Below are 20,729 nucleotides of genomic sequence, written 5' to 3'. Positions count from 1 at the left end.
TTCAACCTCGACTCACAAGGAATAGAAAGCATGTTGAAAAAGACTCTCGCCGCTCTGGCAATCGGTACTGCTCTGCTGTCTGCCGGTCAGGTGATGGCTGCTGATTACAAGATCGACAAGGAAGGCCAGCACGCCTTCATCGACTGGAAAATCAGCCACCTGGGCTACAGCTACATCCACGGTACCTTCAAGGACTGGGATGGTACGTTCAGCTGGGATGCCGCTAAGCCTGAAGCCAGCAAAATCGCCGTCGACGTGAAAACCGCCAGCCTGTGGTCCAACCACGCTGAACGTGACAAGCACATCGCCAGCAAGGACTTCCTGGACGTTGGCAAGTTCGCCGATGCCAAGTTCGTTTCGACCGCAGTTAAACCAACCGGCGAAAAAACGGCTGACGTGACCGGCGACCTGACCTTCCACGGTGTGACCAAGCCTGTGACCTTCAAGGCCACGTTCAACGGTGAAGGCAAGGATCCGTGGGGCGGCGAACGTGCTGGCTTCAACGCCAAGACTACGCTGAACCTGAATGACTTCGGCGTCAAAGGCCCTGGCCCGACTTCCCAGACTGTAGACCTGGACATCACGCTGGAAGGTGTCAAAACGAAGTAAATTCGCAGGCTGCATAAAAAACCGGATCGTGAGATCCGGTTTTTTTTAGCCTGGAATACGCTCAATGTAGGAGCTGGCTTGCCTGCGATAGCGGCAGGTCAGCCACCTGCGATGCAGGCTGAAGTACCGTCATCGCAGGCAAGCCAGCTTCTGCAGTTGATCGTTGTCGAGCCCATAAAAATGCCCCGGATCTTTCGATGCGGGGCATTTTTCATGGCGCTTTGAAAATCAGCGGTTGCGGGTCAGCAACGCTGGTTTTTCACCACGAGGGCGGCCTGGCAGTTGATCCAACTGCTCAGGTGTCGGGAAGCGATCGCTTTTCGACTCCTTGTGGATGATCTTCGGCGTCGTGCCGCTGCGCGGGTTCTGCACGGCAGGTTCCGAGGCGCGTGGCTGCTCATCACGTGCAGGGCGGCGGTTGCGCGACTCTTCGCGACGGGCCTGGCCATCACGCGGTGCGCCGTTACGCGGACCATTGCGCTTGGCCGGTGGGGTGCCGGTGGTAGCGCCGTTGCTGCTGCGCGGACCGTTCTGGCGACCCTGTGGCTGGCCGCCGGTGCGCGGAGCGCCTGCACTAGCGCCCGGTGCCGGGGCACCTGGGCGACGACCACGGCCCTGGGCCGGTTTGGCCTGTGGCACGTAGTCCACGCGGTTACCGAAGTTATCCACGTCATCGTCGAGGAACTCGTCCGGTGCGCGGTCGGCTGCGGCGCGTGGCGGCTGGCTCGGCTGGCGCTGTTCGCGGGCCGGGGTGCCTTCGCGGGGCTTTTGCTCGCGGGCTGGGCGTTCGCCACGGCCGTTGGTAGGTGCCTTGTCTTTGCCACCCTTGTCCTTGCCTTTGTCGCGACGACCACCGCCACCACCGCCGCCGTTCGGGCCATCGCCCTTAGGACCACGTGGGTTGCGCGGGTTACGCACGTCCGGACGCTCGCGCACTTCCGGTTTTTCGGCTTCTACGGTGCTGGCATCGAAGCCCATCAGGTCGCCGTCGGCGATTTTCTGCTTGGTCATGCGCTCGATGCTTTTCAGCAGTTTTTCTTCATCCGGGGCGACCAGGGAAATGGCCTCGCCCGAACGACCGGCACGGCCAGTACGGCCGATACGGTGCACATAGTCTTCATCGACGTTTGGCAGCTCGAAGTTGACCACATGCGGCAGTTGGTCGATATCCAGGCCGCGGGCGGCGATATCGGTGGCGACCAGGATCCGTACGGAGCCGGCCTTGAAGTCGGCCAGGGCCTTGGTCCGCGCGTTCTGGCTCTTGTTGCCGTGGATGGCGACGGCGGTCAGGCCGTGCTTGTCCAGGTACTCGGCCAGGCGGTTGGCGCCATGCTTGGTGCGGGTGAACACCAGCACTTGTTCCCAGGCACCGGCGGTAATCAGGTGGGCCAACAGCGAGCGCTTGTGGCTGGCTGGCAGGCGGAACACCCGCTGCTCGATACGCTCGACCGTGGTGTTGGGCGGCGTGACTTCGATGCGCTCGGGGTTGTGCAGCAGCTTGCCGGCCAGGGCGGTGATGTCGTTGGAGAACGTTGCCGAGAACAGCAGGTTCTGACGCTTGGCCGGCAGGCGCGCGAGGACTTTCTTCACGTCATGGACAAAGCCCATGTCGAGCATGCGGTCGGCTTCGTCCAGCACGAGGATTTCCACGTGGGACAGATCGACGCTGCCTTGGCCACACAGGTCGAGCAAACGACCAGGGCAGGCGACCAGCACGTCAACCCCACGGGACATGGCCTGAACCTGTGGGTTCATGCCAACGCCGCCGAAGATGCAGGCACTGACGAACTTCAGGTCGCGGGCGTACAGCTTGAAGCTGTCATGCACTTGTGCGGCGAGTTCGCGGGTAGGGGTCAGGACCAGTACGCGGGGTTGGCGCGGGCCGTGACGCTGGGATTTGTCCGGGTGACCATTGGGGAACAACCGCTCCAGAATCGGGAGGGCGAAGCCGCCGGTTTTACCAGTACCTGTCTGAGCCGCGACCATCAGGTCGCGACCTTGCAACACGGCGGGAATAGCCCGCTGTTGCACCGGAGTAGGCTCGGTATAGCCCGCTGCCTCGATGGCGCGGACTAAAGCCTCGGAGAGACCGAGGGAAGCAAAGGACATGAGTAATCCTGTTTGTAGTTAGGGCTTGGCCCAAAGGGATAATCTTGCCGGGCGTGAATCGCGTTTAGAGGAACGCAACCCCGTCCGGTCCTGCTGGGGCTGGCAGGCACTCCAACGGCTCGCGCGGGCTGCAAAGCTGCGCAGTAGCGGGGTTGGATGCCTGTTATACGACCACAACGGCCGGGCGTAAGCCTGGCGGAAAGGCCGGAGTATAACAGAGCAATCACCGCGCGCCGCTTTCCTGCTGCTCAACGGTTTGCTCCAGCGGCGGCGAGGGGGCAGTTTTGGCACTGTTGCCGGCATATTTTGCACTCAGGGCGGCATAGGCGGGCTCTTGCTTGAAGCGCTTGAGCTCGGCACCAAAGCGCTGCACCAGCAAGTCCATGCCCGCGCCACGGCGTACGGCGAGGAATTGTTTCTGGCTGCTGATCACCGGCGACGCCTGGGTAACGTGGTGTTCCAGGCCTAACTCCTTGAGCACATGCTGGCCAACCCGGCGGTCGGTGATCACCAGATCAATCCGGCCACGGGCCAGTTTACCGAAGTTGGCCTCATGGCTGGGGGCCGGCTCGCGGGTAAACAGGGTGGATTCGCTGAACCCGGCGCTATACAGGTAGCCGGGGGAGGTGCCGATGGTCAGCCCTTTGAGGTCATCCAGGGTCTGGAACGGATGTGGGCGCTCGTTGGCGTAGAACATCACAAACTCAACCTGGGACAGCGGTTCGCTGGGATAAAGCAGCGCCGCGTCGCGTTCGTGGCTGTGGAAAATATCCAGCGCGCCATCGGCCAGGCCCTGGTCGAGCATGGCCAGGCAACGTTTCCAGGGCAGGAACTGCCATTGCACCTCGATCCCCAGGCGCTCGAACACGATGACGGTGGCCTCGTAGTCGAGCCCGCGCATCTGGCCGTTTTCTTCGTAGACGTAAGGGGCCCAGGGTTCGGTGACAATGCGCAATTTCTCGCCGTGGGCGGTCAGGCTCAGGCAAGTGAAAAGGACAGCGGTCAACAGCTGGAAAATGACGGGCATACCCTGAGGTTACGACTGTCGCAGGTTAAAGAGAAGCTCTGGATCGGGGATCTTCAGGTCGCAAACCTGAACTTTTATTGTGCCGCCGGGCCGGGAAGGAATCCCGGCTGGCGGTACAAAGGGGTAGCCTCAGCGTGGCAGCTTGAGGTTGTTCCAGATCGCCAGGCTCGGGTCAGCCTGGTTCAGGGTGTAGAAGTGCAGGCCCGGCGCGCCACCTTGCAGCAAGGTTTCGCACATTTCACTGATGACTTGCTCGCCAAAGGCCTGGATGCTTTTGACGTCATCGCCATAGGCTTCCAGCTGCTTGCGTACCCAGCGTGGGATTTCTGCACCGCAGGCGTCAGAGAAGCGCGCCAGCTTGCTGTAGTTGGTGATCGGCATGATGCCCGGCACGATTGGGATATTCACACCCAGGGCCTGCACGCGCTCGACGAAGTAGAAGTAGCTGTCGGCGTTGAAGAAGTACTGGGTGATCGCACTGTTGGCGCCGGCTTCGGCCTTGCGCACGAAGTTGCGCAGATCGTCTTCGAAATTGCGCGCCTGAGGGTGCATTTCCGGGTAGGCGGCTACTTCGATATGGAAGTGGTCGCCAGTCTCTTCACGAATGAAGCTCACCAGGTCATTGGCATAGCGCAACTCGCCGCTGGCCATGCCCATGCCGGATGGCAGGTCACCGCGCAGGGCGACGATACGCTTGATGCCGGCGGCCTTGTATTGGGTCAGCAGGCTGCGCAGGTCGGCCTTGCTGTCGCCTACGCAGGACAGGTGCGGCGCGGCGGGCACTTTGGCTTCGCTTTCCAGTTGCAGCACGGTGTTGATCGTGCGATCACGGGTCGAGCCGCCTGCGCCGTAGGTGCAGGAGAAGAAGTCGGGGTTGTAGCTGGCCAACTGCTTGGCAGTCGCCATCAATTTTTCATGCCCAGCATCGGTCTTGGTCGGGAAGAACTCGAAGCTGTAGCGACGGTCTTGGGACATGGTCATACCCTTGGAAACTCAAAAAACCGGAAGACATACACCGTCAATGTGGGAGCGGGCTTGCTCGCGAAAGCGGAGTTTCAGTCAACATACCTGATACTGAAACATCGCTTTCGCGAGCAAGCCCGCTCCCACAGAAGCCTGCCCTCCACATGGAGAGCAGGCAACAGGCCGATCAGTAGCGGTAGGCGTGCGGCTTGAACGGACCTTCAACCGTCACGCCGATGTAGTCGGCCTGGGTCTTGGTCAGTTGCGTCACGACGCCGCCGAAGCCGCGGACCATTTCCAGGGCCACTTCTTCGTCGAGTTTCTTCGGCAGTACTTCCACGGTCAGGCGCTCGGCTTTCTGGGCGGGCGACAGGTCGGCGTATTTCTGGCCGAACAGGAAGATCTGCGCCAGTACCTGGTTGGCGAACGAGCCATCCATGATGCGGCTTGGGTGGCCAGTGGCGTTACCCAGGTTTACCAGGCGGCCTTCGGCCAGCAGGATCAGGTAGTCATCGTTCTGTGGGTCGAAATCGCCAGCGCCGGTACGGTGAACCTTGTGCACCTGAGGTTTGACTTCTTCCCATGCCCAGTTCTTGCGCATGAAAGCGGTGTCGATCTCGTTGTCGAAGTGACCGATGTTGCACACCACGGCGCGCTTTTTCAGGGCCTTGAGCATGTTGGCATCGCACACATTGACGTTACCGGTGGTGGTCACGATCAGGTCGATCTTGCCCAGCAGGGCTTTGTCGATGCTCGCTTCGGTGCCGTCGTTCTGGCCGTCGATGAACGGCGAGACCACTTCGAAACCGTCCATGCAGGCTTGCATGGCGCAGATCGGGTCAACTTCGGAGACCTTGACGATCATGCCTTCCTGACGCAGGGACTGGGACGAACCCTTGCCCACGTCGCCGTAGCCGATCACCAGGGCTTGCTTGCCCGACAGCAGGTGGTCGGTGCCGCGCTTGATCGCATCGTTGAGGCTGTGACGGCAGCCGTACTTGTTGTCGTTCTTGCTCTTGGTCACCGAGTCGTTGACGTTGATGGCCGGGATTTTCAGCTCGCCCTTGGCCAGCATGTCCAGCAGGCGGTGTACGCCGGTGGTGGTTTCTTCGGTCACGCCATGGACGCGATCCAGGATGGCCGGGTACTTTTTGTGCAACAGCTCGGTCAGGTCGCCGCCGTCGTCGAGGATCATGTTGGCATCCCAAGGCGCGCCATCTTTCAGGATGGTTTGCTCCAGGCACCACTCGTACTCTTCTTCGGTCTCGCCTTTCCAGGCGAAGACAGGGATGCCAGCGGCTGCGATGGCGGCAGCGGCCTGGTCCTGAGTCGAGAAGATGTTGCAGGACGACCAGCGCACTTCGGCACCCAGGGCAACCAGGGTTTCGATCAGCACGGCAGTCTGGATGGTCATGTGGATGCAGCCGAGAATCTTCGCGCCCTTGAGCGGCTGTTCAGCGGCGTACTTGCGGCGCAGACCCATCAGGGCTGGCATTTCGGATTCGGCGATAAAGGTTTCGCGACGGCCCCAGGCAGCGAGGGACATGTCGGCGACTTTGTAGTCGGTAAAACCTGCAGGCGTGATTACAGCGCTCATGAAGAGCCTCCATTCGTAGTGTGCGAATGGGCGCCGTTGTGCGTTTAGTATCCAGCCAGGACAACCCGGCCGGGCAACGCCCCATCCGAGCCTGACAGGCCAGGGCCTGCTGCAGCGCCCCTCGGACAGGTGGCGGGAGAACGGTATCAATCACAGATGACCGTTTTGAAGCGGTGGCGATTATAGCTGCCTGCGCCTGACTTCCCAAGCCTTTCTGTCGGGGGCATGAAGATCGTTCATGGTGCTGATAGGCAATGGCTCATAGAGCTTGGGCCGGCGCTCTGCCATGATGTTGCCCATCATTCGGCAAGACGCTTTGGAGTGAACATGAACTTCCACACCCGCAAATGGGTAAAACCCGAAGACCTCAACCCCAACGGCACCCTGTTCGGTGGCAGCCTGTTGCGCTGGATCGACGAAGAAGCGGCGATCTACGCCATCGTTCAACTGGGCAACCAGCGCGTGGTGACCAAGTACATCTCCGAGATCAATTTTGTCAGCGCCTCGCGCCAGGGCGACATCATCGAGCTGGGCATCACCGCCACCGAGTTTGGCCGCACCTCCATCACCCTGACCTGTGAAGTGCGCAACAAGATCACGCGCAAAAGCATCCTCACCGTGGAAAAAATGGTCTTCGTCAACCTCGGCGAAGACGGTCTGCCGGCACCCCACGGGCGTACCGAGATCAAGTACGTGAAAGACCAGTTCCAGGATGACAACCTCACTGAGTAACCCCGGCCCGGCCTGATTTGATTTACCAAATCTGTCCGGGTGGATCGCTTCCAGGCTTTCTCTGCACTCAGGACCACATCCTGTAGAGAGAGCCCGCAATGAAAGTGACCGCCAACCCGGCTGCCAAGACTCAGCCGTCATCGCGGCAACCCCCGCCGCCCCCCGCCCAAGGCAACAAGACACCCTTGGTCGAGGGCGTCGGCCCGCGAAAGCTGAGCCTGTTTCGAGACAGCAAGGGGCAGGTGGAGGTGGTGCTGTCACCCCCTGCGGTCAGCCATCTGGTACTCAGCGGCGGTGGTGCCAAGGGCATCGCCTTCCCCGGGATGGTCCAGGCCCTTGAAGAAACCGGAACACTGCCAGGCATCTCTGCCATTTCTGGTTCATCTGCCGGTGCGATTTCTGCAGCGCTGCTGGCCAGTGGCATGGGAGCCAAGGCCTTCGGCACGCTCTCAAACAGCATTGATCTGCCCAGCCTGCTCAACAGCCCCAACCCTGTGACGGCCTGGCTGCAAAATGCCGGGGCGAGCCTCGGCAAACTTGCCGGGCGCCTGCCAGGCCCGGCGGGCAACATTTCCCAATTGCTGCTGACCATGATGCCGCGCCTGCAAACCCAGGCGCACTCGCTCGAAGACCTGATCCGTAACGAGTCACGCAAGTCGATCCTGGCCCATATTGCCGCCATGCCCAGGGCAGCCCGCCCCGACGAAGTGATGAAAATCGCCGACAGGCTGAGCGCCGGAGGGGCACCGACCTTTGCTGATCTTGACGTGCTGAGCAGGCATATCCCGGCGATCAAGCAACTGAACATCACGGGGACCGGCATGTTCGATGGTCGCCCGCAGTTGGTGGTGTTCAACGCCAGCCTGACCCCGGATATGGACATTGCCCGCGCCGCGCATATCTCGGGCTCCCTACCGGGACTGTTCAAAAGCCCTGCCGAGCAAGGCCATGGGTTTCAGGCGGTGGGTGAAACCACTTTTTTCCAGGACGGTGGCTTGTTGCTCAACACCCCGGCTCCCGGGGTGATCGAGCGCTCGTTTCCCGAGAGCCCGCTGAGCCAGCCGGAGTCGTTGATCGTCAAATTCGAGTCCCAGGCTCCTGCATCGCAGAAAAAGAGCGGCAGCGTCATAAGCGCTGTTGGGGACAAACTGACAGGCACTGCCCATACGGCTGCAGGCGCCTATCAACAGCAACGCCTCAAGGAATTTAACGAGCAAACCGTGGTGCTGCCGCTCAAATCCGCCAAAGGTGACTTTAGTGGCCTGCTCAGTGGCACGGTCAATTTCACCATGACCGCCGAGCAGAAAAAGCATTTGCAGGCCCAGGCCCGGCAAGCGGTGACACAGCACCAGGAGCAGCGCAGCAAGGTACGTGAGCGGCACTTGTTCGAGTCATTGGACGACGCGGTGCTGGCGATGGACGATGCAATGCTTGCCAGCGTGCAAGTGGCACTCCAGAAGGATCCCGCCGCGGCGAATGTGCTGCGTTTTCGCAAGCAGGCACAGCAGGCATTGCAAGCCCTGGACGCAGCGATTACCGAGGCCAACAAGGCAGGCAATACTTTGGTCTTCACGCCTGGGTTGCTCTCTGCGCTGCGTAACCTGGATGCACTGGTTACCCGGCCCCAGCATATCGAGTGGTTGGGGCGGCGGCTTAACGCCCCTGGGCAGCATAACTTCCAGCAACTGTTGCAGGTGGTTGCCAAGCACAATCAGGGGGCTTCCACGCCAACCTCCAAGGTCATGACCAGTGCCGTGGCTCAAATGCAGCGACGGGATATTGCCGTAAAAGCCGACAACTTCACCCGCGAAGTCATCTACCCCTCCCTCTACCGTGCAGGCCAGACGGCCGCCAACGTCGAGCTTCTGCAGCGGGCCGCGCGCGACCTGGCCACGGCAGCGACGCCGGCCGAGTTCAATCGGGTGCTCGACGACATCATTGAACACTATGGTGCGCGTAATAAACCCTGGTCCAAGCCACTGAGCTCGACCACCGTGGAAATGGCCAAGGCCTGGCGCATCCCGCTTTAGTTCTCCGGCCACTGAACAGCCACTGCGCCAGCGTGTCGTAGCTACAGGCACCCCTTGGACACTGGAACATCATGGCCACCCAAAAAGACGGCAAAACTCCCAACCTGTCGCAGGAAGAGCAGCAGGATGTGGACAAGAACCAACCGCCCAGGGCAGCGGTGCTGCATGAAATCATTCGCACCCAGGGCGACCAGGAACTGGAGCGCAGCGTCGCGGCGCTGTGGTGGTCGGCGCTGGCCGCCGGCCTGACCATGGGCCTGTCATTAATGGCCATGGGGCTGCTCAACTCACGCCTGCCGGGCGGTGAAGGCTTCAAGGTGATTGCCAGCTTTGGCTACTGCGCAGGTTTTCTCGCGGTGATCCTTGCGCGCCAGCAACTGTTCACCGAAAACACCCTGACCGCCGTGCTCCCGGTGATGAGCAAGCCGACCCTGGGCAATGCCGGGCGCCTGCTGCGGTTGTGGACGGTGGTACTGGTGGGCAACCTTTGCGGCACCTTGCTGGTGGCCTACGTGATGCTGCACCTGCCGATTTTCGACACCAAGACTGACCTGGCCTTCCTCGACATCGGGCGCAAGGTCATGGAGAACGACACGGGCCAGATGTTTGCCAAAGGCATCGTCTCCGGCTGGATGATCGCCACCATGGTGTGGATGATCCCGTCCATGGAAAGCGCCAAGATGTGGATCATTATCCTGATCACCTACCTGATGGCCCTGGGTGATTTCACCCACATTGTCGTCGGTTCGGCGGAGGTGTCCTATCTGGTATTTGCCGGCGAGCTACCGTGGAAGGACTTCTGGCTGGTATTTGCCGGGCCGACCCTGGCGGGCAATATCATCGGCGGCAGTTTTATCTTCGCGCTGATCAGCCATGCGCAGATTCGCAGCGAAGGCAGCCTGCCGGGCAAGCAGGCTGCGGACCCGAGGCATCCGCAGTCGATTGACAAGGATCAGTGATGTTCAGGCCTTGGAATAACAGGGAAAACGGCAGCGCCGTTACCATTACACCGATGGTGGGTGGCAGGCCGATAAAGCGGAAATTCACATAGGTGAGCAGGGTGGTGAGGCAAATGAAGGCTGCAACAAGTTCAAGCATCCGGGGGGCCATGGGATAGAGGGCGGGGTGCAGCGGGGTGGTTTTTAGTATAAACAGGTGCTGAAACATGAAGAATCAACTCTGACCATTCTGACAAGGGGCTCCCTGTGGTTGCGACAGCCTTGGTGCTGGTAGCGGCGCTGTTGCATGCGACGTGGAACACCTTGATCAAGTTCAGCGGCGAGCGCCTGTTGGTGATCGCCTGCATGGACAGCGTGGCCCTGTTGTTTGTTCTACTGGCAGTCGGATTTGTGTCGTTGCCGCCCCTGGAAATCTGGCCGTGGATCATCGCATCGGCCTTGTTCGAGTTGCTCTATCGCTACCTGCTGATCCAGGCCTACCGCGTTGGCGACCTGGGGCTGGTGTATCCGCTGATGCGCGGCTTATCACCGCTGGTGGTGCTGGCGTTGACCCTGGTGTTTGCCGGGGAAGTGCTCAGTACCCAGCAGATTGTCGGCATCCTGCTGATCCCGTTCGGCATGCTGTGCCTGCTGTGGCAGGGCGGTGGCGGGGAGCGGCTGCCCTGGTCGATGTTGCCGGTGGTCGCGCTGATCGGCCTGTGCATCGGCTGCTACACCTTCCTTGATGGCCAGGCGCTGCGGCGCTGGTCGCACCCGTTGGACTACCTGGTATGGCTGACCCTGCTCAGTGCCTGGCCCTTTCCCCTGCTGGCCATGGTGCGCAAGCGCGCGGCGTTCAGCCTGTTTTGGCGCACGCAATGGCGGTTGGGGCTGAGCGTGGGGTTGTGCGTGTTGTTGAGCTACGCTCTGGTGCTTTGGGCCATGCAGTTGGGCTCGATTGCCGAGGCCGCCGCGCTGCGAGAAGTCAGCGTGATCCTGGTGGTGTTGTTCGGTATGCGTTACCTGAAAGAACCTTTCGGCCGCTCCCGGCTCTTAGCCTGTGGGTTGGTACTGATCGGCATGCTCGTGATGAAACTCTAACCAGCGGATAAAACTAAAAAAGGAATGAGTGATGACTGTTGCTTTCTGGTGTGTGTTGATCGCAATTTTTCTGCCTTACCTGTGTACTGGCGTGGCCAAGTTCAGTGGTGGCAAATTCGGGCCCCGGCAGAACCATGACCCCCGGGCCTTCCTGGAAACCCTCGAAGGCTTTGCCAAACGCGCCCATAGCGCACAGCTCAACAGCTTTGAAGTGACCCCGGCGTTTGCCGCAGCGGTGATCATTGCCCACCTTGCGGGCAACGCGGAACTGGTGACCATCAACGTACTGGCGGTGCTGTTTATCACCAGCCGCCTGCTGTACATCATCTGCTACCTGGCGGACTGGGCGATCTTGCGTTCGCTGGTGTGGTTTGTGGGCATGGCGTTGATTGCGAGCTTCTTCTTCGTTTCGATCTAAGGCACGCAGCCAACCCTTGTGGGAGCTGGCATGCCAGCGATGGCGGATTTGAAACCGCCATCGCCGGTAAACCGGTTCCTACAAAGGCGCGTCCGGCACTTGAGGCAGCGCCGCACCCTTGGGCCACAGCATCCAGATCTGGCCTTGCTGCTTCATGTTCCCGGCCAGCTCGCCCGCTGCATCACCCGTGCCCCAGAACAGGTCTGCACGCACCTCGCCGACAATCGCGCCCCCCGTATCCTGGGCCGCTACCGGCCGTACGATCGGTGCGCCATCGGGACGGGTGGTGGACAACCACAGCAGGCTGCCCAGTGGGATCACCTTGCGGTCTACGGCCACGCTGTAGCCTGCGGTCAGCGGTACGTTCAGCGAGCCGCGCGGGCCTTCATTGCTGTCGGGCCGGGTGCTGAAGAACACGTAGCTGGGGTTGCTCGCCAGTAACTCCGGGATCCGCTCGGGATGGGCCTTGGCCCAGGCACTGATGGCGCCCATGCTCACTTCTTCTTTCTTCAACTCGCCTTGCTCCACCAGCCAGCGGCCGATAGGGCGGTAGGGGAAACCGTTCTGGTCGGCATAGCCCACGCGCAGTTGACGACCGTTCGCCAACTGGATGCGGCCCGAACCCTGGATTTGCAGGAATTGCAGGTCCATCGGGTGGGTCAGCCAGGCGATGGGCTTGGCGCTGGAGCCTTGCTGGTTGAGGGTGCCGGCATCGTCATAGGGCTTGAGTACCCGCCCTTCCAGGCGCCCACGCAGGCGTTTGCCCTTGAGCTCCGGGTAGATGCTTTCCAGGTTGACGATGATCAGGTCGTCCGGCACCCCGTACACAGGAACATGGGCGGTCTTGGTTTCGGTAAGGCTGCCGGGGTAGACCGGTTCGTAGTAGCCGGTGATCAGGCCATTGGGCGTGTTGTCTGCCGAGCGCAAGCCATACACCTCCAGCTGTTGCTTGAGGAAACCCCGGATATCACCGGCATTGCCCGGCACATTGGCCGCGGCAGCGCAGGTGGTGCCCCACACCGGATCGTTCTTCAGGCGTTGGCAGGCACTGCGCCAGGATTCGAAGCCGGCTTGCAGGTCAGTGTCCGAAACTTCCGGCAGGGCTTCCCAGGTGGCGCTGACATAGGTCGCCACGGAGTGGGGTTTTTCCGGCTCGGGCTTGGGGGTCGGGGCGTTGCCGCCGTCGCATCCGGCGAGCAGCGCGATCATCGGCAGAGCCCATGCCAGTCGGCGGCTCCAGGGGTTCAACAGGTTATTCATGCAAGTAATTCCCAAGGCGGTAGCCGGTACCGATTACGGCACAAGCGTCCATATTATTAATAGGGCTATTGGTCTTTCCGGGCGGGGCGGGGATACTGGCCGCCGTTTCCCGTGACCCTGAGCCACCATGACTTTTAAAAAACTGACTGTTGTATTGCTGGCCGCTTTGACGCTGACCGCCTGCGGCGGCGTGGATCCGAACTCGCCATTGGGCCAGCGCAAGGCCATCTTCAAGCAGATGCTCAAGACCGGCGAAGACCTGGGCGGGATGCTGCGCGGCCGTATTCCGTTCGACGGGGCGAAATTTGCCGAGGGTGCGGTCAAGCTCGACACCCTGTCCCATGAGCCGTGGAAGCACTTTCCAACGGTGCGCGAAGAAGATCACACCAGTGCCAAGGACGATGTATGGCAGAAACAGGCCCAGTTCCAGGAACTGGCGCGCAACCTTGAGGCGGCCACCGGTGAGTTGGTGATCGCCAGCCAGGTGCAGCCGTACAAAGCCAGTGACCTGAAGCCGGCCGTGCAGAAAGTCGAAGATGCGTGCAGCGCCTGTCATAAGCAGTTTCGCGACCATTGAGGCATCGGTCGGATGCGTCTTACTTGTCCAGGTCGTCGAGGGCTTGCTGTAGCTCTTTGCGCGACTCGGCGAGCTTGTCCTTACGCTTGTTGATCTTCTCGGAGTCGCCTTTTTTCATGGCCTTGTCGAGGTCAGCCTGACGACGGCTGACTTCGTGCTTGGCATCCAGCACCTTGTTCTCGCGTTCCTTTTTCAGGGAGGCGTCGGTGCAGTGGGCGGTGACTTCGCTCAAGGCTTTTTCCAGACCGGCTTGTTGCTCACTGTTGCCATGGGCCTTGGCTTGTTCGATCTGCAGGCTGATGGCCTGGCGCTTGGCAGCGCAACCGGTCAGTTGCGGGGCTGTCTCGGCAGCCAGCAAGGGAGTGGTCAGAAAACTGGTGACGGTCAACAGGGCAAGCGGTGCAAGAAACTTCATAAGAACTCCAAAATAAACAAGATCGTTGTCAGGTGGGCAGGATGATTTCTGCCGGTACCGATGAATGTAGCGGGCCGGGCCTAAAAGCCGTCGATCCCGGCAGCCCGTAGTGTTTCGCTCATGGCCACCACCTGAGGGTCGCGAAAAAAGGCGCTCAACTGCGCCGCGCGTCCCGGGCCGATTCCTGCCTCGGCCTGCCAGGCTTGCGTGTCGCGGGCGGCCAGGGCATGCCAGCCACCCACCAGGTTATTGCGGGCGGTCGGTGGAACCCCCAGCGCCATCAGCCATTGAGCGAACGGTCGCTGACGTGCGGTCTGCAGGCTCGCAAGCAGGCGCGTCGTGCTGCGGTCGCCGAATCCGTCAATGGTAGCAAGCTCTGTCTCATCAAGGTTCAACCAATCCACCAAACCGCTGATTTGACCGGCCTGGATCAAGGAGTTCCAGGTCTCGCGGCCAATGTGTGGCAGATCCAGCCCCTGCTTGCCACTGAGCCAGGTCAGTCGGGCCAGCAGTTGCTCCTCGCAGGCCGGGGCCAGACGCAAGCAGCTCAGGTGATGGAAGTCGCCCGCCACCGGGGCCGCGACATCGACCCGTGGATAGCTGCGCAGGATGACCTGGTCGAGCCTGGGAATCACTTGGCCGGCAAGGCTGATGGACACTTGGTCGCCGGGCCGGATATCGAGCTGTTGCCAGCGTTTCAACGAGCCGATGCTGACGCGCTTGATCTGGCGATCGTCGAGCATTACCGGGTGCAGTTCCAGGACCGGGGTGATACGGCCGGTGCGGCCGATCTTGAACTGCACCTGGCGCACATGGGCCAGGGCTGTGATGACCGGGTATTTCCAGGCAACAGCCCAGTAAGGCGTACTGGCCTGCCAGCGTTCGGCCGGGGCGCGCTGGCTTTGATGCAGCACCACGCCATCAGTGGCGAAGGGCAAAGGGTGCCCATGCCAGAACGCTCGCCAGTGACGGGCCTGCTCGAAGGTGTCGATGGGCTGGCTGTAGCGACGGCTGTCGGTAAAACCCCAGTGTGCAAGGGTGTCCAACTGCTGCTTGAGGTCCGCCGGCCCTTGCGGCCAGGCCCAGACAAACAGGCCGATGCCGGCGGCGTCGGCGTCATTGAGGTGTTGGCGGTTCATCAGCCCGGAGATTTTGCTGCGGGCATTCATGCCGCCCGTCTCCCCTTGTATATGGGCGTCCAGGCGCCAGTACAGCTCGCCCTGCAAGAGCAGGTCGATGGCCTCGGGCAGTTGTTGCACAAGGCCGGGGATCTTGCGGGCCGAGTCCGTCCAGTCATGGCCGGACAGGCCGTCGCCGCGGCTGATCACCTGGGCCAGGCGACCCCCACGATAGACCAGGCTCACGGCCACCCCATCGACCTTGGGTTGTATCCACAGGTCGCTGCGTGTGCCGATCCAGTCTGCCACGGCGCGGTCGTTGACCAACTTTTCAAGGCCCGTGTGCGGGACGGGATGGGCGACAGTGCCCCGCGAGCTGGCCAGGGGATTTTGCGCAGGTGACGGCGCCTGTGCAAAGCAAGTCCGCCATTGCTCCAGGCGCATGCGGGCCTGGTCATAGAGCTCGTCGCTGACCAGGGATTGGCCGAGTCGGTGGTAGCTGTCGTCCCAGAGGTCGATTTGTCGTTGCAGGGCGGTGATTTCGTCCCGGGCCTTGTCGGCTTGCCAGTCCGGGCAGCCCTGCGCCCAAGCGACGATAGGGAAGAGCATCAATAGCAGGTAGGTCAGCAGGCGTGGTGTCATCATGAGCATCCTTGCTCTGAAGGGGCGCCCAGCCTAAAGCAAGCAAACGCCCATAAAAAAGCCCCGCAGGCGCGAGGCTTTTTACCGGGTGTTTCTGCTTACTTGAACAGACCGCCCAGGGCTTTCACGGTGTCGTTGCTGTCAGCCTTGGCCTGCTGCTTTTGCGCGGTTTCGTCGAGCTTGCCTTGGGACTCGCCGACTTTTTTGCAACCTTTGTTTACCTGGTCCAGTGCTGCCTGCATGGCCTTCACTTTCAGGTCCTCGCCATTGGCTTTGGCGGCGTCGACTTTGGCTTGCAGCTCCTGGCTCTGTTTTTCGCAGTTGCCGGTAGCGCCGCCCAGTTGGGAAGTCAGGGCGCCAGTCAGGCCGCTCAGGTCAGCGGCTTGCACTGGCAGGGCGAACAGGCTGAGCAGTACGGCGGCAGGAGCGAAGGTGGAAATACGCATGAAAAACCTCAATGTTCGATTGCCTGCGCACTTGGCTGTCCCGAGCAGGCGCAGTGCAGTATCCAATGTGGTTAAGGGCTCGGGAGGGCGCGAATTCTAGTGGGCCATCATTTAGCCTGCAAGGTTTGGATCCAATAAATGTGAACTATTTGCCAGGTTCGCCGTCGCGCTAACCCCCGCCCGCAAAAAAGCGCAACAAAAAGCCCCACCGGGAAAACCCGGTGGGGCTTTGGGTGCTACGTGCTGCGATTACAGACCGGCAGCGGTGCGCAGGTCGTCGGCGCGGTCGGTTTTTTCCCAGGTGAACGTGGTGAAGGTGTCGTCGCCGACGGTCTTCTGTTCAGGGGTACGACCGAAGTGGCCGTAGGCCGCGGTTTCCTGATACATCGGGTGCAGCAGGTCGAGCATGGTGGTGATTGCGTACGGACGCAGGTCGAAGATCTCACGCACCAGCTTGACGATCTTGTCATCGCTGATCTTGCCGGTGCCGAAGGTGTTCAGCGAGATCGACGTAGGCTGGGCCACACCAATGGCGTAGGACACCTGAATCTCGCAACGCTCGGCCAGGCCAGCGGCGACGATGTTCTTGGCCACGTAACGACCGGCATAGGCTGCCGAGCGGTCAACCTTGGAGGGATCCTTGCCGGAGAACGCGCCACCGCCGTGACGGGCCATGCCGCCGTAGCTGTCGACGATGATCTTGCGCCCGGTCAGGCCGCAGTCGCCCACCGGGCCGCCGATGATGAACTGGCCGGTCGGGTTGATGTGGAACTGGGTGTCCTTGCTCAGCAGTTCGGCAGGCAGCACGTGCTTGACGATCAGCTCCATCACACCTTCGCGCAGGTCTTTGTAGGAGACTTCCGGATTGTGCTGGGTCGACAACACCACCGCGTCGATGCCCACCACTTTGCCGCCTTCGTAACGGCAGGTCACCTGGGACTTGGCGTCCGGGCGCAACCAAGGCAGCAGCCCGGATTTACGGGCCTCGGCCTGGCGCTTGACCAACTGGTGCGAGAAGGTGATCGGTGCAGGCATCAGCACGTCGGTTTCGTTGCTGGCGTAGCCGAACATCAGGCCCTGGTCGCCGGCGCCCTGGTCTTCTGGCTTGGCGCGGTCGACACCCTGGTTGATGTCGGGCGACTGCTTGCCGATGATGTTCATCACGCCGCAGGTCGCGCCGTCGAAGCCGACGTCAGAGCTGGTGTAGCCGATGTCGGTGATCACGTCACGGACGATTTGCTCCAGGTCGACCCAGGCCGACGTGGTGACTTCACCGGCGATGATCGCCACGCCCGTTTTCACCAGCGTCTCGCACGCCACGCGGGCGAACTTGTCTTCAGCAATGATGGCGTCCAGCACCGCATCAGAAATCTGGTCGGCGATTTTGTCCGGATGCCCTTCAGACACGGACTCGGAGGTGAAAAGGGAATATTCGCTCATCTCGATGTTTTCCTGATATTTACCGATGGTGAGTGTCGCCAGTTGGCCGCTGAAAGTGGCGGACCTGAATCTGGAAACCATTACGTAAGCCTACATACAGGCTTTCCCCGGGAACGAGTCCCGCAGCGGTGGCCCAACGGGCCAGATCGTCCTGTTCAAACCCCAACCATAGATCACCGCAGGCCTCCCTGGCCCAACTCTGGTTGTGGCTGCATAAATCAGTTACTAGCAGGCTGCCACCCGGTTGCAGCAAACCGGCCATCTGCCTGAGAGCATCGGCCGGCGCGGCAAAATGGTGAAGGACCATGTTCAACACCACGCAATCGGCTTGCAGCCCGACCTCATTCAAGGCATCGGCCAGTTGCAGGCGGACGTTGCCCAATTGTTCGCGCTCGCACAGCTGGCGCGCCAGTTCCAGCATGGCCGGGCTGTTGTCCAGCGCCGTCACCTGGTGGAAGCGTCGTGCCAGGTCCGGCAGGAACCCGCCGTCGCCCGGGCCGACTTCCAGCGCCGTGGCACCTGGGTTGAAGCCCAGTTTGTCGAGCAGCGCCAATACGCTTTCGCGGTATTGAGGCAACCCGGCAATCAGGTCCTGCTGGGCGCGGAACTTGTCCGCCACCCGGGAGAAAAAGTCCTGGCTGGCCGCAGCGCGTTGCCCGTGGACCTGGGCGATCCGCGACTGCACGTCAGCCGGCAGGGCCAGGTTGTCCACTTCTTCGAGCAATGCAGCGTGCAGCTTGCCACCCAGCAAATCGGTGTGGGGCAGGGCGCGACGGTAAAAAATCGCATTGCCTTCACGGCGGGTGGCCACCAGGTCGGCCTGGGCCAGCACTTTCAAGTGGTGGCTCATGCCGGACTGGCCAATGGCAAAGATCCGCGCCAGTTCCAGCACACCAAACGAGTCGTTGGCCAGGGCGCGCAGTACATTCAAGCGCAGCGGATCACCGCCGGCCTTGCACAGGGCCGCCAGCTCATCGCAATCGTCGGGGCGAATGGAAGGCGCAGGTAAGTTCATAAGGCCAGCAGTCTAGTGATGAGGTCAAATCCCCGCAAGGCCAATATCAAAAAGTTTTGATATTGGTCGATAATCGGTGGTTATAAGCAGGCGCTATAACCTTTAGACGAACGGCGGGAAGTGTTCTTGCCGCCAATGCAGTCCAAACCACAGGAAAAACCTACATAAGTCGGTATCTGTCATTGCCCCTGAGGCCTTGGCTGAGGGAAAATGCCGGTCCTTTTTTCCGTTTCTTTTATTCAACCTCCAGGAGATCAGCGATGCCCAGCCGTCGTGAGCGTGCCAACGCCATTCGTGCCCTCAGCATGGATGCCGTGCAAAAAGCCAACAGCGGCCATCCCGGTGCCCCAATGGGCATGGCGGATATCGCCGAGGTACTTTGGCGTGACTACCTGAAACACAACCCGAGCAACCCGTCGTTCGCCGATCGCGACCGCTTCGTGCTGTCCAACGGCCATGGCTCGATGTTGATCTATTCGTTGCTGCACCTGACCGGCTATGACCTGTCCATCGACGACCTCAAGCAGTTCCGCCAACTGCACAGCCGCACCCCGGGCCACCCGGAATTCGGCTACACCCCAGGCGTCGAGACCACCACCGGTCCCCTGGGCCAAGGCCTGGCCAACGCCGTGGGCTTCGCCCTGGCAGAAAAAGTCCTGGCGGCGCAGTTCAACCGTCCAGGCCACAATGTTGTCGACCACCACACCTACGTGTTCCTGGGTGATGGCTGCATGATGGAAGGCATTTCCCATGAAGTCAGCTCCCTGGCCGGCACCCTGGGCCTGGGCAAGCTGATTGCTTTCTACGATGACAACGGCATCTCCATCGACGGCGAAGTCGAAGGCTGGTTCACCGACGACACGCCAAAGCGTTTCGAAGCCTACAACTGGCAGGTGATCCGCAATGTTGACGGCCATGATCCGGAAGAGATCAAGACCGCCATCGAAACCGCGCGCAAAAGCGAACAGCCGACCCTGATCTGCTGCAAGACCACCATTGGCTTCGGTTCGCCGAACAAGCAAGGCAAGGAAGACTGCCACGGCGCCCCATTGGGTGACGCGGAAATCGCCCTGACCCGTGAAGCGCTGAAGTGGAACCATGGCCCGTTCGAAATCCCGGCTGATATCTACGCCGAGTGGGACGCCAAGGAAGCCGGTCGCGCCGCAGAAGCCGAGTGGGACCAGCGTTTTGCGGCCTACTCCGCAGAGTTCCCGGAGCTGGCCAACGAACTGGTACGCCGCCTGGCCGGTGACCTGCCTGCTGATTTCTCGGAAAAAGCCTCGGCCTACATCGCCGAAGTCGCGGCCAAGGGCGAGACCATCGCCAGCCGTAAAGCCAGCCAGAACACCCTGAACGCCTTTGGCCCGTTGCTGCCTGAGTTCCTCGGCGGTTCGGCTGACCTGGCCGGTTCCAACCTGACCCTGTGGAAAGGCTGCAAAGGTGTCTCGGCTGAAGACGCCAGCGGCAACTACATGTACTACGGCGTGCGCGAGTTCGGCATGAGCGCCATCATGAACGGCGTTGCCCTGCACGGCGGCCTGGTGCCTTACGGCGCGACCTTCCTGATGTTCATGGAATACGCGCGCAATGCCGTACGCATGGCCGCGCTGATGAAGAAACGTGTGATCCATGTGTACACCCACGACTCCATCGGCCTCGGCGAAGACGGCCCGACGCACCAGCCGGTCGAGCAACTGACCAGCCTGCGCACCACGCCGAACCTGGATTGCTGGCGCCCAGCCGACGCGGTGGAATCCGCAGTGGCCTGGAAGCACGCGATCGAGCGCAAGGATGGCCCTTCGGCGCTGATCTTCTCCCGTCAGAACCTGCAACACCAGGTGCGTACTGACGCGCAGATCGCCGACATCAGCCGTGGTGGCTACGTGCTCAAGGACTGCATCGGTGAGCCGGAGCTGATCCTGATCTCCACCGGTTCCGAAGTGGGCCTGACCGTTCAGGCCTACGACAAGCTGACCGCCCAAGGCCGCAACGTGCGCGTTGTGTCCATGCCGTGCACCAGCGTGTTCGAAGCCCAGGACGCCGACTACAAGCAATCGGTCCTGCCGTTGCAGGTCAGCGCGCGTATTGCCATCGAAGCGGCGCATGCCGACTACTGGTACAAGTACGTGGGCCTGGAAGGTCGCGTGATCGGCATGACCACCTACGGTGAGTCGGCGCCGGCGCCAGCGTTGTTCGAAGAGTTCGGTTTCACCCTGGAAAACATCCTGGGTCAGGCTGAAGAGCTGCTGGAAGACTAAGTCAGTCTGCGTTGTCTGTACTGGCGCCATCGCG

General features: G+C 61.2%; 18 protein-coding genes, 1 pseudogene and 1 riboswitch. Of the genes and pseudogenes, 8 read left to right on the top strand and 11 right to left on the bottom strand.

Annotation, left to right across the window (positions count from 1 at the left end):
• The first annotated feature begins 30 nt into the window (after positions 1 to 30).
• A complete protein-coding gene (locus K1X80_RS26855; RefSeq protein WP_057440349.1) occupies positions 31 to 609 on the top strand; it encodes a YceI family protein in 579 nt (192 codons plus the stop codon).
• Between the two features lie 228 nt (positions 610 to 837).
• On the opposite strand, the gene K1X80_RS26850 is transcribed toward K1X80_RS26855, so the two are convergent.
• The 4 genes from K1X80_RS26850 to ahcY form a co-directional block, all read right to left on the bottom strand.
• Positions 838 to 2,718: a DEAD/DEAH box helicase gene (locus tag K1X80_RS26850; RefSeq protein WP_120734275.1), complete on the bottom strand. Its 1,881-nt coding sequence runs from the start codon at positions 2,716 to 2,718 to the stop codon at positions 838 to 840.
• 223 nt (positions 2,719 to 2,941) lie between these two features.
• The gene (locus K1X80_RS26845) at positions 2,942 to 3,745 is read right to left on the bottom strand and encodes an ABC transporter substrate-binding protein (protein WP_057960862.1); all 804 of its coding nucleotides are present in this window, start codon (positions 3,743 to 3,745) and stop codon (positions 2,942 to 2,944) included.
• A 129-nt stretch (positions 3,746 to 3,874) separates the two neighbouring features.
• Positions 3,875 to 4,720, bottom strand: coding sequence for a methylenetetrahydrofolate reductase [NAD(P)H] (metF, locus tag K1X80_RS26840; protein WP_057440341.1), 846 nt, complete (start codon positions 4,718 to 4,720; stop codon positions 3,875 to 3,877).
• A gap of 175 nt (positions 4,721 to 4,895) precedes the next feature.
• Positions 4,896 to 6,305, bottom strand: a complete 1,410-nt coding sequence (gene ahcY, locus K1X80_RS26835) for an adenosylhomocysteinase (protein ID WP_038444076.1) — start codon at positions 6,303 to 6,305, stop codon at positions 4,896 to 4,898.
• Between the two features lie 21 nt (positions 6,306 to 6,326).
• Positions 6,327 to 6,434: riboswitch (S-adenosyl-L-homocysteine riboswitch) on the bottom strand.
• 198 nt (positions 6,435 to 6,632) lie between these two features.
• Between ahcY and K1X80_RS26830 the strand changes: the two genes are divergently transcribed.
• The 3 genes from K1X80_RS26830 (at position 6,633) to K1X80_RS26820 (ending at position 10,026) form a co-directional block, all read left to right on the top strand.
• Complete coding sequence (locus tag K1X80_RS26830; protein ID WP_057440220.1) at positions 6,633 to 7,037, top strand: acyl-CoA thioesterase; 405 nt, start codon at positions 6,633 to 6,635, stop codon at positions 7,035 to 7,037.
• A 98-nt stretch (positions 7,038 to 7,135) separates the two neighbouring features.
• Complete coding sequence (locus K1X80_RS26825) at positions 7,136 to 9,067, top strand: patatin-like phospholipase family protein (protein ID WP_220172585.1); 1,932 nt, start codon at positions 7,136 to 7,138, stop codon at positions 9,065 to 9,067.
• Between the two features lie 71 nt (positions 9,068 to 9,138).
• A complete protein-coding gene (locus K1X80_RS26820; RefSeq protein ID WP_057440222.1) occupies positions 9,139 to 10,026 on the top strand; it encodes a formate/nitrite transporter family protein in 888 nt (295 codons plus the stop codon).
• Position 10,027: 1 nt separating this feature from the next.
• Here the strand turns inward: K1X80_RS26820 and K1X80_RS26815 are convergent.
• Positions 10,028 to 10,165: pseudogene (locus K1X80_RS26815) on the bottom strand (sodium:proton antiporter); the annotation flags it as partial.
• Between the two features lie 107 nt (positions 10,166 to 10,272).
• Between K1X80_RS26815 and K1X80_RS26810 the strand changes: the two are divergent.
• Together K1X80_RS26810 and K1X80_RS26805 are read left to right on the top strand one after the other, a co-directional pair.
• A complete protein-coding gene (locus K1X80_RS26810) occupies positions 10,273 to 11,106 on the top strand; it encodes an EamA family transporter (protein WP_057440225.1) in 834 nt (277 codons plus the stop codon).
• 31 nt (positions 11,107 to 11,137) lie between these two features.
• A complete protein-coding gene (locus tag K1X80_RS26805; protein WP_057960859.1) occupies positions 11,138 to 11,524 on the top strand; it encodes an MAPEG family protein in 387 nt (128 codons plus the stop codon).
• Between the two features lie 78 nt (positions 11,525 to 11,602).
• On the opposite strand, the gene K1X80_RS26800 is transcribed toward K1X80_RS26805, so the two are convergent.
• A complete protein-coding gene (locus K1X80_RS26800) occupies positions 11,603 to 12,784 on the bottom strand; it encodes a murein transglycosylase A (RefSeq protein WP_220172584.1) in 1,182 nt (393 codons plus the stop codon).
• A gap of 127 nt (positions 12,785 to 12,911) precedes the next feature.
• Here K1X80_RS26800 and K1X80_RS26795 point away from each other — a divergent pair, with 127 nt between their 5' ends.
• Positions 12,912 to 13,361, top strand: a complete 450-nt coding sequence (locus K1X80_RS26795; RefSeq protein ID WP_057440228.1) for a cytochrome c — start codon at positions 12,912 to 12,914, stop codon at positions 13,359 to 13,361.
• 19 nt (positions 13,362 to 13,380) lie between these two features.
• Here the strand turns inward: K1X80_RS26795 and K1X80_RS26790 are convergent, their stop codons facing one another.
• The 5 genes from K1X80_RS26790 to K1X80_RS26770 form a co-directional block, all read right to left on the bottom strand.
• Positions 13,381 to 13,776: a DUF1090 domain-containing protein gene (locus K1X80_RS26790; RefSeq protein WP_057440229.1), complete on the bottom strand. Its 396-nt coding sequence runs from the start codon at positions 13,774 to 13,776 to the stop codon at positions 13,381 to 13,383.
• 80 nt (positions 13,777 to 13,856) lie between these two features.
• On the bottom strand, positions 13,857 to 15,536 hold the full coding sequence (gene ligB, locus K1X80_RS26785; protein ID WP_370694593.1) for an NAD-dependent DNA ligase LigB: 1,680 nt from the start codon (positions 15,534 to 15,536) through the stop codon (positions 13,857 to 13,859).
• A gap of 98 nt (positions 15,537 to 15,634) precedes the next feature.
• Positions 15,635 to 15,982, bottom strand: a complete 348-nt coding sequence (locus tag K1X80_RS26780; RefSeq protein ID WP_057440231.1) for a DUF1090 family protein — start codon at positions 15,980 to 15,982, stop codon at positions 15,635 to 15,637.
• 249 nt (positions 15,983 to 16,231) lie between these two features.
• Complete coding sequence (metK, locus tag K1X80_RS26775) at positions 16,232 to 17,422, bottom strand: methionine adenosyltransferase (protein ID WP_057960856.1); 1,191 nt, start codon at positions 17,420 to 17,422, stop codon at positions 16,232 to 16,234.
• A 19-nt stretch (positions 17,423 to 17,441) separates the two neighbouring features.
• Positions 17,442 to 18,437 (bottom strand): metalloregulator ArsR/SmtB family transcription factor, encoded by a 996-nt coding sequence (locus tag K1X80_RS26770; RefSeq protein ID WP_057960855.1) that lies wholly within the window; start codon positions 18,435 to 18,437, stop codon positions 17,442 to 17,444.
• A gap of 260 nt (positions 18,438 to 18,697) precedes the next feature.
• Between K1X80_RS26770 and tkt the strand changes: the two genes are divergently transcribed.
• Positions 18,698 to 20,695 (top strand): transketolase, encoded by a 1,998-nt coding sequence (gene tkt / locus K1X80_RS26765; protein ID WP_057440233.1) that lies wholly within the window; start codon positions 18,698 to 18,700, stop codon positions 20,693 to 20,695.
• The last annotated feature ends 34 nt before the right edge of the window (positions 20,696 to 20,729 follow it).

Source organism: Pseudomonas sp. So3.2b (genome assembly GCF_019464415.1).
Taxonomy (GTDB): Bacteria; Pseudomonadota; Gammaproteobacteria; order Pseudomonadales; family Pseudomonadaceae; genus Aquipseudomonas; species Aquipseudomonas shahriarae.
Note: the sequence above shows the minus strand (reverse complement) of the source record. Positions and strands in the feature narration are given on the sequence as shown.

What these genes read in the sequence shown, in the direction of transcription:
- K1X80_RS26855 (WP_057440349.1), top strand. Translation starts at nt 31, where the DNA reads ATGTTGAAAAAGACTCTCGCCGCTCTGGCAATCGGTACTGCTCTGCTG.
- K1X80_RS26850 (WP_120734275.1), bottom strand. Translation starts at nt 2,718, where the DNA reads ATGTCCTTTGCTTCCCTCGGTCTCTCCGAGGCTTTAGTCCGCGCCATC.
- K1X80_RS26845 (WP_057960862.1), bottom strand. Translation starts at nt 3,745, where the DNA reads ATGCCCGTCATTTTCCAGCTGTTGACCGCTGTCCTTTTCACTTGCCTG.
- metF (WP_057440341.1), bottom strand. Translation starts at nt 4,720, where the DNA reads ATGTCCCAAGACCGTCGCTACAGCTTCGAGTTCTTCCCGACCAAGACC.
- ahcY (WP_038444076.1), bottom strand. Translation starts at nt 6,305, where the DNA reads ATGAGCGCTGTAATCACGCCTGCAGGTTTTACCGACTACAAAGTCGCC.
- K1X80_RS26830 (WP_057440220.1), top strand. Translation starts at nt 6,633, where the DNA reads ATGAACTTCCACACCCGCAAATGGGTAAAACCCGAAGACCTCAACCCC.
- K1X80_RS26825 (WP_220172585.1), top strand. Translation starts at nt 7,136, where the DNA reads ATGAAAGTGACCGCCAACCCGGCTGCCAAGACTCAGCCGTCATCGCGG.
- K1X80_RS26820 (WP_057440222.1), top strand. Translation starts at nt 9,139, where the DNA reads ATGGCCACCCAAAAAGACGGCAAAACTCCCAACCTGTCGCAGGAAGAG.
- K1X80_RS26805 (WP_057960859.1), top strand. Translation starts at nt 11,138, where the DNA reads ATGACTGTTGCTTTCTGGTGTGTGTTGATCGCAATTTTTCTGCCTTAC.
- K1X80_RS26800 (WP_220172584.1), bottom strand. Translation starts at nt 12,784, where the DNA reads ATGAATAACCTGTTGAACCCCTGGAGCCGCCGACTGGCATGGGCTCTG.
- K1X80_RS26795 (WP_057440228.1), top strand. Translation starts at nt 12,912, where the DNA reads ATGACTTTTAAAAAACTGACTGTTGTATTGCTGGCCGCTTTGACGCTG.
- K1X80_RS26790 (WP_057440229.1), bottom strand. Translation starts at nt 13,776, where the DNA reads ATGAAGTTTCTTGCACCGCTTGCCCTGTTGACCGTCACCAGTTTTCTG.
- ligB (WP_370694593.1), bottom strand. Translation starts at nt 15,536, where the DNA reads ATGACACCACGCCTGCTGACCTACCTGCTATTGATGCTCTTCCCTATC.
- K1X80_RS26780 (WP_057440231.1), bottom strand. Translation starts at nt 15,982, where the DNA reads ATGCGTATTTCCACCTTCGCTCCTGCCGCCGTACTGCTCAGCCTGTTC.
- metK (WP_057960856.1), bottom strand. Translation starts at nt 17,422, where the DNA reads ATGAGCGAATATTCCCTTTTCACCTCCGAGTCCGTGTCTGAAGGGCAT.
- K1X80_RS26770 (WP_057960855.1), bottom strand. Translation starts at nt 18,437, where the DNA reads ATGAACTTACCTGCGCCTTCCATTCGCCCCGACGATTGCGATGAGCTG.
- tkt (WP_057440233.1), top strand. Translation starts at nt 18,698, where the DNA reads ATGCCCAGCCGTCGTGAGCGTGCCAACGCCATTCGTGCCCTCAGCATG.